The 16,642-nt window shown below is 53.2% G+C and carries 16 protein-coding genes; 10 read left to right on the top strand and 6 right to left on the bottom strand.

The window, feature by feature from the left end:
* The first annotated feature begins 7 nt into the window (after window positions 1-7).
* From H0248_RS08180 to fdhE, 9 genes are all read left to right on the top strand, one after another.
* Complete coding sequence (locus tag H0248_RS08180; RefSeq protein ID WP_180785494.1) at window positions 8-1,600, top strand: ABC-F family ATPase; 1,593 nt, start codon at window positions 8-10, stop codon at window positions 1,598-1,600.
* Window positions 1,601-2,018: 418 nt separating this feature from the next.
* Window positions 2,019-3,332 carry a heme anaerobic degradation radical SAM methyltransferase ChuW/HutW gene (gene hutW / locus H0248_RS08175; RefSeq protein WP_180785491.1) on the top strand — a complete coding sequence of 438 codons (1,314 nt, stop codon included), beginning with the start codon at window positions 2,019-2,021 and terminating at the stop codon, window positions 3,330-3,332.
* A 14-nt stretch (window positions 3,333-3,346) separates the two neighbouring features.
* The gene (hutX, locus tag H0248_RS08170) at window positions 3,347-3,847 is read left to right on the top strand and encodes a heme utilization cystosolic carrier protein HutX (protein ID WP_010295337.1); all 501 of its coding nucleotides are present in this window, start codon (window positions 3,347-3,349) and stop codon (window positions 3,845-3,847) included.
* Window positions 3,844-4,473, top strand: a complete 630-nt coding sequence (locus H0248_RS08165; RefSeq protein WP_107333148.1) for an NAD(P)H-binding protein — start codon at window positions 3,844-3,846, stop codon at window positions 4,471-4,473. Before hutX ends, H0248_RS08165 begins: the two co-directional genes overlap by 4 nt.
* A 160-nt stretch (window positions 4,474-4,633) precedes the next feature.
* A complete protein-coding gene (locus tag H0248_RS08160) occupies window positions 4,634-5,110 on the top strand; it encodes a YlaC family protein (RefSeq protein ID WP_010295331.1) in 477 nt (158 codons plus the stop codon).
* 210 nt (window positions 5,111-5,320) lie between these two features.
* Window positions 5,321-6,043 (top strand): glutamine amidotransferase, encoded by a 723-nt coding sequence (locus H0248_RS08155; protein ID WP_116586675.1) that lies wholly within the window; start codon window positions 5,321-5,323, stop codon window positions 6,041-6,043.
* Between the two features lie 108 nt (window positions 6,044-6,151).
* On the top strand, window positions 6,152-7,603 hold the full coding sequence (locus H0248_RS08150) for an aminotransferase-like domain-containing protein (protein WP_180785489.1): 1,452 nt from the start codon (window positions 6,152-6,154) through the stop codon (window positions 7,601-7,603).
* Between the two features lie 10 nt (window positions 7,604-7,613).
* Window positions 7,614-7,739, top strand: coding sequence for a hypothetical protein (locus tag H0248_RS22110; RefSeq protein ID WP_257980770.1), 126 nt, complete (start codon window positions 7,614-7,616; stop codon window positions 7,737-7,739).
* A gap of 215 nt (window positions 7,740-7,954) precedes the next feature.
* Window positions 7,955-8,884 (top strand): formate dehydrogenase accessory protein FdhE, encoded by a 930-nt coding sequence (gene fdhE, locus H0248_RS08145; protein WP_095995016.1) that lies wholly within the window; start codon window positions 7,955-7,957, stop codon window positions 8,882-8,884.
* A 53-nt stretch (window positions 8,885-8,937) separates the two neighbouring features.
* On the opposite strand, the gene H0248_RS08140 is transcribed toward fdhE, so the two are convergent.
* The 6 genes from H0248_RS08140 to H0248_RS08115 form a co-directional block, all read right to left on the bottom strand.
* The gene (locus H0248_RS08140) at window positions 8,938-9,264 is read right to left on the bottom strand and encodes a DUF202 domain-containing protein (protein ID WP_029367413.1); all 327 of its coding nucleotides are present in this window, start codon (window positions 9,262-9,264) and stop codon (window positions 8,938-8,940) included.
* Window positions 9,265-9,267: 3 nt separating this feature from the next.
* Entirely contained in the window at window positions 9,268-9,633 is a 366-nt protein-coding gene (locus tag H0248_RS08135; protein ID WP_029367411.1) for a YidH family protein, read from the bottom strand.
* Window positions 9,634-9,774: 141 nt separating this feature from the next.
* The gene (gene cydX / locus H0248_RS08130) at window positions 9,775-9,879 is read right to left on the bottom strand and encodes a cytochrome bd-I oxidase subunit CydX (protein WP_010295317.1); all 105 of its coding nucleotides are present in this window, start codon (window positions 9,877-9,879) and stop codon (window positions 9,775-9,777) included.
* Between the two features lie 19 nt (window positions 9,880-9,898).
* Window positions 9,899-11,038, bottom strand: a complete 1,140-nt coding sequence (gene cydB / locus H0248_RS08125) for a cytochrome d ubiquinol oxidase subunit II (protein ID WP_127031350.1) — start codon at window positions 11,036-11,038, stop codon at window positions 9,899-9,901.
* A gap of 14 nt (window positions 11,039-11,052) precedes the next feature.
* A complete protein-coding gene (cydA, locus tag H0248_RS08120) occupies window positions 11,053-12,630 on the bottom strand; it encodes a cytochrome ubiquinol oxidase subunit I (RefSeq protein WP_103941031.1) in 1,578 nt (525 codons plus the stop codon).
* Window positions 12,631-13,156: 526 nt separating this feature from the next.
* Complete coding sequence (locus tag H0248_RS08115; RefSeq protein WP_180785486.1) at window positions 13,157-14,824, bottom strand: methyl-accepting chemotaxis protein; 1,668 nt, start codon at window positions 14,822-14,824, stop codon at window positions 13,157-13,159.
* Window positions 14,825-15,082: 258 nt separating this feature from the next.
* Between H0248_RS08115 and H0248_RS08110 the strand changes: the two genes are divergently transcribed.
* The gene (locus H0248_RS08110) at window positions 15,083-16,372 is read left to right on the top strand and encodes a nitrate regulatory protein (protein WP_180785484.1); all 1,290 of its coding nucleotides are present in this window, start codon (window positions 15,083-15,085) and stop codon (window positions 16,370-16,372) included.
* Window positions 16,373-16,642: the final 270 nt, after the last annotated feature.

Below are 16,642 nucleotides of genomic sequence, written 5' to 3'. Positions count from 1 at the left end.
ATATCCTTTGCTATTAAGTAACAACATCACCATGCAGTTCGGCAGCAAGCCGTTGTTTGAAAACATTTCCGTTAAATTTGGCGGCGGCAACCGTTACGGTTTGATTGGCGCAAATGGCTGCGGTAAATCTACCTTTATGAAGATTCTCGGCGGCGATCTGGTGCCGAGCGGCGGTAACGTCTTCCTCGATCCTAATGAACGCCTGGGTAAACTGCGTCAGGATCAGTTCGCTTTTGAAAAATACAGCGTGCTGGATACCGTTATCATGGGGCACGGTGAGCTGTGGGCGGTAAAAGAAGAGCGCGACCGTATCTATTCATTGGCTGAAATGAGCGAAGCCGACGGCTATAAAGTTGCCGATCTGGAAGTGCAGTATGGTGAGATGGATGGCTACAGCGCAGAATCTCGTGCAGGCGAACTGTTGCTGGGCGTGGGGATTCCTGTTGAGCAGCACTATGGCTTGATGAGTGAGATTGCTCCCGGCTGGAAACTGCGTGTCCTGTTGGCGCAGGCGCTGTTTGCCGATCCCGATATCCTGCTGCTCGACGAACCGACCAACAACCTGGATATCGATACGATCCGTTGGTTGGAGCAGGTGCTGAACGAGCGTAACAGCACCATGATCATCATTTCGCATGACCGCCACTTCCTGAATATGGTCTGTACGCACATGGCGGATCTGGACTACGGCGAACTGCGTATTTATCCCGGTAACTACGACGAATACATGACGGCCGCGACACAGGCTCGCGAGCGTTTGCTGGCCGATAACGCCAAGAAGAAAGCGCAAATTTCCGAACTGCAATCGTTCGTCAGCCGCTTTAGTGCCAACGCCTCTAAATCCAAGCAGGCGACATCGCGCGCACGCCAGATCGATAAAATCCAGTTGGATGAAGTGAAAGCGTCCAGCCGTCAAAACCCGTTTATCCGTTTTGATCAGGATAAGAAACTGTTCCGTAATGCGCTGGAAGTCGAAGTGCTGAGCAAAGGTTTTGATAATGGCCCACTGTTTAGCAAGCTGGGTCTGATGGTTGAAGTGGGTGAGAAAGTCGCTATTCTGGGTGCCAACGGTATCGGTAAATCGACATTGCTGAAAACGCTGGTCGGTGATTTGGAGCCGGATAGCGGTACGGTGAAATGGTCTGAAAACTCAAAAATTGGCTACTACGCGCAGGATCACGAATACGAATTCGATGAAACGCTGACCGTTTTTGACTGGATGAGCCAATGGAAACAGGAAAAAGACGACGAGCAAGCCGTGCGCAGCATCCTCGGCCGTTTACTGTTCAGCCAGGATGATATCAAGAAGAAAGTGAAGGTGTTATCCGGTGGCGAAAAAGGCCGCATGCTGTTCGGTAAGCTGATGATGCAGCGTCCGAATATTCTGGTGATGGATGAACCTACCAACCACCTTGATATGGAATCCATTGAATCGCTGAATATGGCGCTGGAAATGTATGAAGGGACGCTGCTGTTCGTCTCTCATGACCGTGAATTTGTCAGCTCGTTGGCGACCCGTATTCTGGAAATTACGCCAAATAAAGTGATCGATTTCACCGGCAACTATGAAGATTACCTGCGTAGTCAGGGTATTCAGTAAGCGATAAGTTGTCCTCCTCGCCTAATGATAGATTAGGCTGGGAGGGCTATTTTCAGTTTTTTCTCTCTCTTCTCTTTTTTCTCCTCGCCCTCTTTTTTATCTCTATTCGTCGATGTTATCAGGCTACATACGCACTTATCTTGCCTATTTATCACCCAAATTAACGAACTTTAATAAACGCAGCGTTCTTTTCTGACTTGTTAAAAAACAAAAGTAATAATCACCATAACTGAATGAAATAAAAAGATAATAGCTTTCTCTTGTTATATTTTTAGTTTGCATAAAAGAAAACGATTTGTTAATCCACTGCGTCATCCTGCCGCACTCACATTTCGCCTGTTTATTTACGCCGCCGTCACGTTGCCAAATAAAAATAATTATCATTTAATTTATTTTATTGATTATTTGGGGGCCGTTAATGAACATCGATTTGACGCCGTATTATGCCGAGCCCGGTGAGCAGCCTTTTGGCGCCCGACGTATGGCAATGCCTTGGCGCAACCCTGTGCCACTTTCACCAGAACAGATTCCTGCCGGTTGGCAGACGTTGAAGCAGCAGACAGTGCTTGCGCGTAAACGCCTGCTCTACCTGCACATTCCTTTTTGCGCCACGCACTGCACGTTCTGCGGTTTTTATCAAAACAAGCTGCGTGATGACAGCACGGCGACCTATACCCGTTATCTGTTGCAGGAATTGGCGATGGAAGCGGACAGCCCGCTGCATCAGTCTGCGCCGATTCATGCGGTGTACTTTGGTGGGGGGACGCCAACGGCGCTGGCGGCCGATGAGCTGTCGCAGATTATTCACGCGATCCGTACTTCTCTGCCGCTGGTACCGGACTGTGAAATCACAGTAGAAGGGCGGGCGATGGATTTTGACGATGAGCGGATCGATGCCTGTCTGGATGCCGGAGCGAATCGCTTCTCTATCGGGATTCAGACGTTCGATACCCGTATTCGTCAGCGTATGGCGCGTACGTCGGATAAGCAGCAGTCAATTCGCTTCCTTGAGCGTCTGTGTGAGCGAGACCGAGCCGCCGTAGTGTGCGATCTGATGTTCGGCCTGCCGGAACAAACGCCGGAAATCTGGCGCGAAGATCTGGCGATTGTCAGTGATTTACCGTTAGACGGCGTCGATCTGTATGCGCTTAATCTGTTACCGACCACGCCGCTGGCGAAAGCGGCCGAAAACCAGCGTGTCGCGCTGCCTGATGTGGTGGCCCGTCGTGATTTTTACCGGACTGGCGCGGCATTTCTGGCCGATGCTGGCTGGCACCAGCTTAGCAACAGTCACTGGGCGCGCACTACGCGTGAACGCAACTTGTACAATCTGCTGATTAAACAGGGCGCGGACTGTCTGGCAATGGGAAGCGGTGCGGGCGGCAATATAAACGGGCAAGCCTACATGATGGAACGCAGCCTGGAGCGCTACTACCAGCAGATCGATCAGGGGCAAAAACCGATCATGATGATGACACCAGCCAGTCCTACCGGGCCGTGGCAGCATCAGCTTCAGGCGGGGATTGAGGTCGGTCGTATCAAGCTGCCTCAACTGACTCGACATGCCCGTGAACTTCAGCCGTTACTCAGCCAGTGGCATCAGGCCGGGCTGACCTGCGACGATTCCACCTGCCTGCGCCTGACCAATGATGGCCGCTTCTGGGCGAATAACCTGATGCAGGCATTACAACAAATTATCCCCCAGCTTAATGCCGAAGAGCATGCGCACTAACCGGAGACGCAACGATGACCATGACACTGAATGAATTACTGGCAACCAACCCTGATGGCACACTGGAAGAGATTGCCGGAAAGTATAATACCTCGCTGTTTGCTGTCGTTGAGGCCTTGCCTGCGGCTCAGCGTACGCTGGCAACGGGCGATCGTTTCGATCAGGTCTGGGACACGATTGCGACCTGGGGTGAAGTGACGCTCATCAGCCACACGGCAGACGCGATTCTGGAATTCAAGAGCGAGCTGCCAACCGGTACGCACCGTCACGGTTACTTTAACCTGCGCGGCAAAAATGGCCTGAGCGGGCATATCCGTGCAACGAGCTGTCAGCACATTGCATTTATTGAGCGTAAGTTCATGGGGATGGACACCGCGTCCGTGGTGTTCTTTAATGCCAGCGGTGCAGCGATGTTTAAAATTTTCCTTGGACGAGACAGCCACCGTCAGCTGCTGAGCGCTCAGGTTGAGGCGTTCCGCGCGCTGGCGAGTGAATTACAACCGGAGCAGGTATGACGTGGTTACTTTTCGGCGCAGGCAATGGGGTCGGCGCCTGCTTATTACAGCGCGCCATTGAGTGCGAGCAGGCGGTCGTACTCGTCTTGCGTAATCCTGAACAGGCCAAACACTGGCGTGAGCAGGGAATGACGGTAGTGGAAGGCGATGCCTGCGACCCGGAAACGGTAGCGGAAGCCTGCCGCGTGGCGGGGCCTTCTGCCATTGTGGTATCAACAATGGGCGGTGGCACGGTAAATTATCAGGGCCATCGCACGGTGATCGATGGCGCAGAGCAGGCAGGCATCAAGCGTATGCTGCTGGTGACGTCACTGGGCTGCGGCGATAGCTGGCCGCTGTTGTCGCCACGCGCCAGAGCCGCGTTTGGCTTCGCGGTACGTGAGAAATCGCTGGCGGAAAGCTGGTTGCAAAGCAGTACGTTGGATCACTGTATCGTTCGTCCCGGCGGCCTGCTGGACGTGGTCGCGACGCACAATGCAAAAATGACGCAGGGTACTGCTACGCTGGGATTGGTGTCACGCTGGGATGTCGCGCTGGCGGTTGATCAGCTGTTGCAGCAACCCGTGTTTGGCAATCACATCTACAATCTGATCGATCCCGATCTCACGATGCCCGCCATTCCGTAACCTTCGCTATTTTGTCGTCAATGTTGCCGGGAGAATTCATCCCGGCATCAGTCAAACTGTTATAGTCAATCTGTCGAAAACTGTATCTGTTATCTCTCATGTGGCTATGTTCTAATCGATGCAAGCAGTGTTGTATTCCTCAAGCACGATGGTGATGACGATGGATGAAGTAAAACGCCTTCTGACCGAAGAGATCGAACGTATTAATCGGGAAGAAAAACGCGACAATAAAATACGTTTTAGCCGCAAATTCATGCAGTCTCACCCCTATCTGTTTGCCGCGATGCTGGTGAGCTACGTGCCGGTTGCGATCATCCTTTTTTATGCCCCTTATTTTGGTTTGCCCTACCTGATCGGCTTTACCGTTTTCCTGCTGGTGATGACGCTGGCCCTCTCAGTGGATATCAACCCGACCTATCGCTTTGAAGACATTGATACCCTGGATCTCCGCGTTTGCTATAACGGCGAGTGGTTTACTGTCCGCCACGTGTCGCAGGACACGCAGGATAAGCTGTTACACAACGAGCAGGTGCCGTCAGCCGTGAAAGCGGGGATAGAGAAAATTCGACGCACCAAAGGTGACGTTGATTTTTACGACGTCTTCTCGCTGGCCTACCACCAACAGCCTTCCCGTTAGCAGGCTCTTTCTGCCCTCAAACCGCCCCATTTATCGATGACCAAATAATGCGCATGGCTTTTCCTATGCGCAGATTTTCATGGTGGCTGGTTTTCGTCGGAATACTGGTTTTCATGTAGTCATAATGCTACGTTCGTTATAAGCAGCGAGCACCGCATTCTTGTGGTTTTTCAGGTTGATGGTATTTTCAAATACGGGCAGAACAGGACGATGAGCGAAAAGGTATTGCTGGTGATTCAGTTGGGCCAACCGCCGGAAGGCATCGCGTCTCAGGTGGGGCAGCAGGGAAAGTGGTTTACCGATGCGGTGCAGGGTAAGACGCAGCCGGTGCGGGTGGTTCGTCCCGATCTTGGGGAGCCGCTACCGCCGTTTGATACGCTGGCGGCTGTGGTTATTTCCGGCTCGTGGTCGATGGTCACGGATCGACTAGACTGGAGCGAATACACCGCTGGCTGGCTGCGTGAAGCGTATTACGCGGATGTCCCTCTGCTGGGCGTGTGCTATGGGCATCAACTGCTGGCCGATGCGCTGGGCGGCAAAGTCGGGGATAACCCGAACGGCAAGGAAGTCGGCGTTCAGGTTGTGACAACCCATGAAGCCGCTGCGCACGACATCTTACTGCGTGATTATCCGCAGCAGTTTGGCGCTTATCTGACGCATCAGCAATCCGTGCTGGAACCGCCTGCGGGCGCGCAGGTGCTGGCGAGTTCAGAGATGGATGGCTGCCAGATTATCCGCTACAGCGATAAAGTATTGACCGTACAATTCCACCCGGAATTCAGCGCGGACATCATGCTGACGTGCCTGCGTCATAATGAAACGACCCTGCGACAGGGTGGCTGGGATGTCGATCGGATGATGGATATTCCACAGGAACCCGTCTGGGCGCGCAAGATCCTGCTGGATTTTGTACAACGCTACGCGGCGAAATAGCCCTCGAACAACGCATTATTGTCGATAAAGCGTCCTTCTCGATCGTCACTCATCGGTGATGATCGAGCCAAAAATCATGACAGACTCATCCACCGAAACCGTAGCGCTATGGCAAAGTTTGAACAGCTCGCTCACCAGATCCGTGAGCAGCTTCAGGAAGGGATCTGGCAGCCGGGCGATAAACTGCCCTCGCTGCGGGAAAAATCACTGCACTCGGGCATGAGCCTGATGACCGTGCTGCACGCGTATCAGCTGCTGGAAAGTCAGGGGCTGATTGTGTCGCGTCCGCAGTCGGGGTATTACGCGGCACCGCAGCTGTCCGCACTACCGGCAGACAGCCTGCATTCGCCCGTGGGGCAGGAGCGCGTTCAGTTGACCGAAGACGTGGACGTGAATGCGTTCATTTTTGATGTGCTTCAGGCCAGCAAAGATCCTGCGGTGATGCCGTTCGGATCGGCGTTTCCCGATCCGCAGCTCTTTCCACAACGTCAACTGACGCGCTCGCTGGCCTCGGTGGCGCGTCATATGCAGCCACAGAGCGCGCTGGATAATTTGCCGCCGGGCAATGAGAGCCTGAGGAAGAACATCGCCCAGCGCTATGCGTTGCAGGGCATTGCCGTCTCGCCCGATGAGATTGTGATTACGGCGGGGGCGATGGAGTCCCTCAATCTCAGTCTTCAGGTACTGACGGAGCCGGGCGATTACGTGGTGATCGAATCTCCGGCTTTTTACGGTGCGCTACAGGCGATCGAACGCCTTAAACTCAAAGCGATTGCGATAGCGACCGATCCGCAGCAGGGCATCGATCTTGATGCGTTGCAGCAGGCGCTGAATGATTATCCGATCAAAGCCTGTTGGTTGATGACCAATTTTCATAACCCGCTTGGCTGCACGCTGTCCTGGGAGAAGAAACAGCGGCTGGTGGCGATGCTGGAGAAACACGGTGTCGGGCTGGTAGAAGATGACGTCTACAGTGAGCTTTACACCGGCCTGCAACGTCCGCTACCCGCAAAAGCGTTAGATAAAAAAGGCACGATTCTGCACTGCTCCTCGTTTTCTAAAAATCTGGTGGCAGGGTTCCGTATTGGCTGGGTAGCGGCAGGAAGCCATGCGGGCAGCATTCAGCGTTTACAACTGATGAGTACATTATCAACCAGCGCACCGATGCAGCTGGCGATTGCGGATTATCTGGCGACCAGCAGCTATGACAGCCACCTGCGTCGCCTACGGCGAGCGCTGGAGCAGCGCAAACATGCGGCATTACAGTCGCTACGCCGACACTTTCCGGGCGACGTCCGCATTAATCATTCGCAAGGCGGTTATTTTCTCTGGCTGGAGTTGCCTGAAGGTGTCAGCAGCACGGAGCTATACCGTCGTGCGCTGGAGCGGGGCGTCAGCATTGCGCCGGGGAAAATGTTCACGACCGGTGACAAATACGATCGCTATTTCCGCTTTAACGCGTCCTACGAATGGGACGATCGCTGTGAACAAAGCGTGATCGTCTTAGCATCGCTGATTCGGACGCAGATAGGCGAGCGCCTGACTCGATCACCCCTTTAGAGGTGTGGAGATGTTTGCCGTTTTTCTGCTACTGTTCCCGTCATGGCGGAAGGTGGCGGCATTGATGGCGAAAAACAGCCATAACCTTGCCGGAAATCAGGAAGTCGATAGGCACGATGCGTATAATCCCGGCTAAAGCTGAGCGATACCCGAATGCTGCTCATTTAAGCTCGTTTTTAGGGGAAACACCGGGGGAGGTTCCCGCAGGGAGGCCTCACCCCTGTAGTCGCCCCGTGTATCTCGATCTTTAAGCGATTGGCATTAGCTATTATACCCGGACCGCGCTGGCGGCCTTCCTGCACCCCGAAACCTATCGGATAGACAACGTAAATAACAGGAAAAACCACCCTGATGAGTATTCGCATTGTTCCTCAGGAACAGTTAGAACAGAACGAAAAATCGATGCCGGAAGGGAACATCCCTCCGCTGCTTTTTGCTAATCTGAAAAGCCTGTACAGCAGCCGCGCAGAGCGTCTGCGTCAGTTAGCTGAAGAGCACCCGTTGGGGGATTATCTCACCTTCGCCGCAGGCGTGGTGGAAGCCCAGCAGAAGGTATTGCACGATCATCCGTTGAAGCTTGACCTGAGTGATGTGCTGAAACAGTCCGGTGAACGTCCACCGCTCGATATCGCGGTGTTCCCGCGTGATGCGCACTGGCACACGCTGCTGCGTGCGTTGATCGAAGAATTAAAACCGGATGCCAGCGGACAGGTGTTATCCACGCTGGAGAATCTGGAAAAAGCCTCAGAGCAGGAGCTGGAAGAACAGGCAACGGCACTGTTGCAACACGAGTTTCGTGCCGAGAGCAATGATAAAGCCCCGTTCATCTGGGCGGCGCTGTCGCTGTTTTGGGCGCAGATGGCAAGCCAACTGCCCGGTAAAGCGCGTGCAGTACCCGGCGAACATCGCCAGTTCTGCCCCGTGTGCGGCAGTATTCCGGTATCGGGCGTGGTGCAGTTAGGCACCTCCAGCGGGCTGCGTTATCTGCACTGCAATCTGTGCGAGAGCGAATGGCACATGGTGCGGGTGAAATGCAGCAACTGTGAAGAGTCGAGCGAGCTGAACTATTGGTCGCTGGATAGCGAAAATTCCGCTATCAAAGCGGAAAGCTGTGGTCACTGTGGCACGTATCTGAAACTGTTGTATCAGGAAAAAGATCACCGTGTAGAAGCCGTCGCTGACGATTTGGCATCGCTGGTGCTGGATGTGAAAATGGAGGAAGAAGGTTTTTCTCGCAGTAGCATCAATCCCTTCCTGTTCCCGGAAAGTTCGATCGAATAGCCAGTCTAATCGGTGAAGCACGTTCGGGCTTCACCGCCTTTCTTGCAAAAAACCTATCCTTGCCACACGCCGCTGAAGTGCAGCAGCAAGACCAGCGCAGTTATCGCGATTGACGATGACGTAAGGACGATCAGCCCGTGGCTGACGCGTGATAACACCGGTTGGCAAGAGGCGTTAAAGCGGTAGCGCAGAATCGCCAGAACCGACATCAGAGCAGAGACGCACAAAAGCAGGATGGCGCAGGCAAAAACGGCGCGGCTGTCATCTACCATGCTCAAACGAAAACACAGCAGGCTATTTATCAACATCACAAACAGGGTGCGTGTCCAGGCCATGCCGGTTCGCTGCGGTTGTAACCCCGGATCGCGTGTTGTCTCCATGTGCTACCCGAACAGGATCATGGCGGCAAGCGCGATGGCAATGAGGGTGATAAACAGCGTCACGATCAGCAGCATTGGCGTATACGGTATATCACTTTCCTGACGCATGGCTTTCTCATTGCTGACCCAGCGACGATAGGCCAGACCGCCGAGCAATGCTGCGCAGACGACCAGCAGCAGAGCCAGCCCCTGACGCACCAGCGGATCGAGATGAACGGTAAATTGGTCGATACCCACCGCACCTGCAAGAAACGCCAGCGCGGTGCGAATCCACGCTAGAAAGGTGCGCTCATTCGCTAATGAAAAACGGTAGTCCGGGGTTTTCCCCTGACTCCACCACGGCGTTTTGTCCTGTCTGGGTGTTGTCATGTCGTCGTCTGATTTCAGGTTAAAAGAGGGCATCCGATTGGGCGCAGCGTCTGCATTCTAGCGCCCTTGGCGAGTTTCGTCTGCCCTGATGACTGTCTCAGTACGAAATGATGAAGCGCCCGATGGCGGCGCTTCGTTCTCTCAAGGGGCGTCTTTGCCCGCTTCATGGTTCTCAACGGCCAGCGCGGTGACCAGCGCGAACGCGCAGGCCAGCAGCGTGCCCAGTATCCAGGCGAAATACCACATTTTATTTCTCCTCAAATCGTTAGTAAACGGAGTGCTTATTTTCTTCGATGTAACGCGCATCGACCCGACCGAACATCTTGTAGTAACACCAACTGGTATAAAGCAGGATGGTGGGGACAAAAATGCAGGCCAGAATGGTCATCACCTGAAGCGTAAGCTGGCTGGACGTCGCATCCCAGATGGTCAGGCTGACGTTGGGATCGAAGCTGGAAGGCATCACGAACGGGAACAGCGTAATCCCTGCCGTCAAAATCACGCAGACAATCGTCAATGACGAGGTCAGAAAACCCCAGCCGCAGCGGTTCACGCGCGAGAAGAGACAGGTGAACCACGGCAGAACCACACCCAATGCGGGGATCGCCCACAGCGCGGGATGCGCAGTAAAGTTGGTTAACCAGGCACCGGCCTGCTGGACCACGTCTTTATTCAGTGGATTAGATGGAGCCGCTTTATCCAGCGTGGAGGTAATCAGGTAGCCGTCGATTCCGGTAACGACCCACAGGCCAGCCAGTAAGAAGGTGAGGCTCATCAGAGTGCTGGCTATTAGGACGGTTTTTTGCGCGCGACGCTGAAGTGCATCTGTGGTGCGCATTTGCAGGTAAATCGCGCCGTGTGCGACGATCATCGCGACACTTACGACGCCTGCCAGCAGCCCGAACGGGTTCAACAGGCCAAAGAACCCGCCGTGGTAGGTGAGGCGCAAATACTTATCGACGCTCAGCGGTACGCCCTGTAACAAGTTGCCTAATGCGATGCCGAACACCAGCGTAGGGACGACGCTGCCGATGAAAATGCCCCAGTCCCACATGTTGCGCCAGCGGCGATCTTCCAGTTTGGAGCGATAATCAAAGCCAACCGGCCGGAAGAACAGAGCGGCCAGCACCAGAATCATGGCGAAATAGAAACCGGAAAACGCGGCAGCATAAACCATCGGCCAGGCGGCGAACAGTGCGCCCGCCGCTGTGATTAGCCAGACCTGATTGCCGTCCCAGTGCGGGGCGATCACGTTAATCATCACCCGCCGTTCGGTATCTGTCTTGCCCAGCAGGCGCAGCAGAATGCCCACGCCCATATCAAAGCCGTCAGTGATGGCGAAGCCGATGAACAACAGGCCAATCAATCCCCACCAAATCAGACGTAATGTTTCATAATCCAGCATTATTATGGCTCCCGTTAAGGTTTTGCAGGTGTCGCGAGGGATTGTGTCGTCGGCTGTTCAAAGTGGTAGCGGCCGGTTTTCAGGCTGCTTGGCCCCAGTCGGGCAAATTTGAACATCAGATACATTTCTGCGATCAGAAACAGCGTGTACAGTCCGCAAATCAGCCCCATCGACAGCAGGATGTCGTGTGCTTCCAGAGACGAATTAGCGATGGCGGTAGGCAGAACTTCACCGACTGCCCACGGCTGGCGGCCGTACTCGGCGACGAACCAGCCGGATTCAATCGCGATCCAGGGCAGGGGGATGCCGTACAGCGCCACGCGGTGCAGCCATTTGCGCTGCCCCATGCGGCCGCGTATGACGCTCCAGAACGACAGAGCAAAAATGCCGAGCATCAGCACGCCGCAGCCCACCATCAGGCGAAAAGCGATATACAGCGGCGCGACGCGAGGAATCGAATCTTTGGTTGCCTGCTGAATCTGGTTTTCGCTGGCGTTGGCGACGTCATCGGTATAGCGCTTAAGCAGCAGGCCGTAACCAAGATCGCGCTTGGCGGCTTCAAATTGTGCGCGAACGGCGGGGTCGGTGTTACCTGAGCGCAGTTCCTCCAGGAGGCCATAGGCCGTCATGCCGTTACGAATGCGTATCTCATGCTGTGTCATCAGGTCTTTAATGCCGACGACGGGTTTGTCGAGCGAACGGGTGGCGATGAGCCCCAGCAGGTAGGGAACGTGGATCGCGTAATCATTCTGCATCGTTTCCTGATTGGGGATGGCGAACAGCGTGAAAGAGGCAGGTGCAGGCTGCGTTTCCCATTCGGCTTCGATCGCGGCCAGCTTGGTTTTTTGTACGTCTCCCATCACATAGCCGGATTCATCGCCTAGTACGATCACGGATAGCACCGAGGCCAGACCGAAACTGGCGGCAATCGCGAACGAGCGTTTGGCAAAGGCGATATCGCGGCCTCTCAACAGGTAGTAAGAGCTGATCCCGAGTACAAACATCGCGCCAGCGGTGTAGCCCGCGGCTACGGTGTGCACAAACTTCACCTGCGCGACCGGGTTCAGCACCAGTTCGGCGAAGCTCAGCATTTCCATGCGCATAGTTTCGTAATTGAATTCGGCGGCAATCGGGTTTTGCATCCAGCCGTTGGCGACCAGAATCCACAGGGCGGAAAAGTTGGAGCCTAGCGCGACGAACCAGGTCACCAGCATATGCTGGACTTTGGTCAGACGATCCCAGCCGAAAAAGAACAGGCCGATGAGTGTAGATTCGAGGAAGAACGCCATGAGTCCTTCCATTGCCAGCGGCGCACCAAAAATATCGCCCACGTAGTGAGAATAGTAAGACCAGTTGGTGCCGAACTGGAATTCCAGCGTCAGACCGGTTGCCACGCCCAGCGCAAAGTTGATGGCGAACAGCTTGCCCCAGAATTTGGTCATATCCTTATAGATTTGCTTGCCGGTCAACACATAAGTCGTGTTCATAATGGCCAGCAGGAAAGACAACCCCAGCGTCAGCGGGACGAAAAGAAAGTGATACATGGCAGTCAGGGCAAATTGCAGCCGCGACAGCTCAACGACATCAAACATGTTAGGCTCCTAGCTTCAGGCAGGAAAATGCTGTTATTCCGATGCTTGCCGGAATAAATAGTGATGAATAAAATGCGAATAAATTACCGCCGACGATATTTGCATCCGTCAGAAATTAACGTCACTGATTGAAGTGAGATAAGAATGAATAGTGAATAAAATGTGCGGGGATTATAGCGTGCAAAAACTGAAGGATAAATAGTACAGTTTCTATCGAATGAGGAGACACCGAATTTGTATAAATTATATGCTTTTGTTTCATTTTAATTATTTTTATTGATATTTAGTTCCATTTTTTTTGTTTTTTTAATTTTTTATTCTGTTTTTGTTATGCGGTTCCTAGCGTGCCAATTGCGTTTCTGGTACAGATAGAATAACGTTAAATATAACAGTTACCTTTTGCATTAATTTTTATTCTCGACCTAGAAAAGGTGGCAGAGAAGTAATCAACAGATCCCTCCTCTGCCACCCGATAAATTGTTCTCTGACGGGTAGTTCGCACGCGTATTTATTTTATCGCTGAGGCTTAAAAGGTTTCCCAGTTATTTTCATGCATTTTTGACTGACTCGGTGCTTTTAGCGTCGGGAGTATTTTGGCATGAGAACGTGGCCTGGCATTGAGCGATAGGCGAGAAGGGTGCTCGGGTAGCTGAAATACTGCCACGGCTTCGGTTAGCTGACGCGCCTGCTCCTCCAATGACGCGGCGGCGGCGGCCGATTCCTGTACCAGCGAGGCGTTTTGCTGCGTAACGCCGTCCATTTCTGTCACAGCCACGCTGACCTGATTGATTCCGCGACTCTGTTCTTCTGACGCTGAGGCGATTTCGCCCATCAAGTCAGTTACGCGGGTTACCGAGCGAACGATGTGATTCATCGTGTCACCTGCTAAGGCCACCTGCCCAGACCCCGTATTAATGCGGGTTACCGATTCTGAGATCAGCCCTTCGATCTCTTTCGCTGCCTGCGCACTCCGCTGTGCCAGACTTCGAACTTCGCCAGCAACGACGGCAAAGCCACGACCTTGTTCGCCCGCGCGAGCGGCTTCAACGGCGGCATTTAGCGCCAGAATATTGGTCTGAAAAGCGATGCCGTTAATGACGCTGGTTATGTCGGCAATTTTTTGCGAGCTGGTGGTAATGTCATGCATGGTGGTCACGACATCACCCACAATATTTCCACCTTTATTTGCCATGACAGAGGCTTCCTTCGCCAGCGTATTGGCCTGCGTCACATTGTCGGTATTGAGTTTTACCGTGGCACCTAATTGCTCCATGCTGGCGGCCGTTTCTTCTAATGCGGCAGCTTGCTGTTCCGTCCGTGAAGAAAGATCGCTATTTCCTGCGCTGATTTCACTCGCTCCCTGATAAATAGAAGCAGAGCTATCGCGAATTGTGCTGACGGTGCGAATCAGACTTTCCTGCATATCGCGTAAATAAGGAATTAATTGACCAATATTATTCCGACCAAAGTCGGAAATCGTATGTTGTAATTGCCCTGACGACAGCATTTGGAATTGTTTTTTAATATTTTCCAGGGGGGCTAATAAGCAAGAAACCAGATAACGGTCGGTGGCGAAAAGAAGCAGCATGCCGAGTACCAGTGCGGTAACAATAGTATATTGACTGGTGGCTATCAGTGAATGAATGAGCTGGCTGTTGCTGCCATCACTAGCAGAAAGCGAGTGGGCATAATTTTCCGAGGCTTTACCAAAAGCGATACTGAGCGGCGGTAACGTCCCCTGCATATCGCGCCGAAATGTGTCGAAATCGCCGGCATTAACCAGCGCGATCATTCTATGCATTTCTTTTGTAATCCCGCCCCAGTGCTGAATAATACTTGACACCTGATCGTCGGGGACGCCCACATGATGCTGGTTTTTAAATTGTTCCAGATCGTAGTCACTGATGTTGGCGGAATCGGTCGCCATTTTTAATAAATTTTGGAAGGCGTCTTTTTGTCCATGTTGCTGAGCGTCAACGGCCAGATAAAGCCGGATGGAAGTACGAAAATAATTGTCGGTGCCATGACTCATTATTGTCGCGTTCTTTTTTTGAGTCTGACTGGTTTCCAGTAATTGGCTCACCTGATTGAGAGACGAAAGTGCAATCCACGACACGCTCCCCCAAAGTAGTAAAAATAGTGACAGTGTTGTTAATAAAACTTTGCGGATAGTTATATTTCTTAGCCATTGCATACAAGTTGTCCTTACTTATAATTGTTAATTTTTTTGTTTAACTACAAATGCAACCCAGTGAATCCCTGATGGGTTGCATAATAACGTTAACGTACCGGCGATTTGAAAAATGATGGGTACATCGAAAAAAGCATATACGCTTTGAGCATTTTTAAAAAAAGATATCGGCATTCATTGTCGCTTTTTTATTGATGCCACCTGGCTAACTGGCGCGTTAATTGCATATTCCTGAACGTGGTTTTTTCAGGAGAGACAACAATGGTGGCGGAGCCTTCAACGACGATTCGATTTTTACTTGCCTCGCGCCAGTGTGAGCTGAACAGCCTGCGCTACCTGCTGCAAAGCGGTGAGCTGGTGGGCAAAATTAGCCAGCTCGTCCATCTATTGCAACGTGAACGGGGAACGGCCAACTTGTTTCTTTGTTCTGATGGTCGACTGTTCGCCGACGAACTGGCGCTACGTGAGAAAGACGTGCAGGTGGCGCAGACGCATTTGATGACGCATCTGGCCGGGTTGGAAAAAATGACGGCGGAGTTGCCGCAGGCGAGCCGTTTATTCAGCCGTGTTGCCAGTGTGGTTTATGCGTTGAGCCTGCTGCCCGCGCTGCGCCAGCAGATTCGCCAGCGTTTGTTGCCTCAACCGCAGGCAATGACGTTTTTTAACGACATTATCCGTAATCTGCTGGCGCTGGTTTTTGAGGTCTCGGATACGGCGGCCGATCCGGGGATTTCACGCGCGCTGATTGCCATGTTCAGCTTTATGCAGGGGAAAGAACTGGCGGGGCAGGAGCGAGCTATCGGCGCGGCGGCCTATGCGGCAGGCAGCGTCGATGAGGAAACGCGGCAAAAGCTGCTGGATTTGATTGAACGGCAGGATCGCTGTTTCGATACCTTTCTGAGTTTTAGCGATGAAGAAAACCAGCAGCGCTGGCATGCTATCACGGTAGGCAGCGAGTTTGAGCGCCTGCGCCGCATTGTCTGCACCCGCAGCCCGATAGAAAAGCTGCCGGAAGCCGATAGCCTGCACTGGTTTTCGATTGCCACGCGGCGCATTGATGAAATGAAACAGATGGAGGATGAACTGGAGCAGACGCTGATGCAGCGCTGCCGCACCCGTATTGCGGCTGCGGAGAAGGCATGCAGCGATCAGCGAGCGGATCTCGACGCGCTGATGGCGCAGCAGGAACATGACGAGCCCGGTTATTCGATATTTATCGCCGGTCACGACGTGGAAGGGCAGGACGTCCCTCCTGGTTGGCTGAATAGTGATGGCGTCAGTCCACAGCTGGGGCGATCGCTGCTGTCGCTGGTGCAGCAACAATCGCGGCGCTTACAGGCACAGGATCATGAATTGGCTGCGCTGCGAGCCACGTTGAATGAAAGAAAGCAGATCGATCGTGCGAAGGGTTTGCTGATGCAGCACCGTGGATTAAGCGAAGAAGAGGCCTACAAAACCCTGCGCCGCATGGCGATGAGTCAGAATAAAAAGCTGATTGACATCGCGACGGCGATGCTCGCGGTGGCCGATGTATTTGGTGATACCCCTTAAGAGGTATATGCACATGAACTGTGCGTGTTCTGCCAGTTGGCGGTGCAAGGCATCGTCCCGTGAGGAGGAAATCTCAGAGTCAATGGCAGTATGAAGTGGTTTCGTGCGTAAAAATATCGTCATTTCTATGCTACGTCGTAGCACACGCACGACACGGGGCGCTCAGTCGCCGCCGCCCCGTGACCCGAGGCTTTTTCGCGGGAAATTACGCCGCTGCGCGGTTCCTTCGGAAAATCAGTCGCCTGACGGACCGTGGCTGACGCGTTCCCG

This window comes from Pectobacterium brasiliense (assembly GCF_013449685.1).
GTDB lineage: Bacteria > Pseudomonadota > Gammaproteobacteria > Enterobacterales > Enterobacteriaceae > Pectobacterium > Pectobacterium brasiliense_A.
This window is presented reverse-complemented; position numbering and strand designations above follow the sequence as displayed.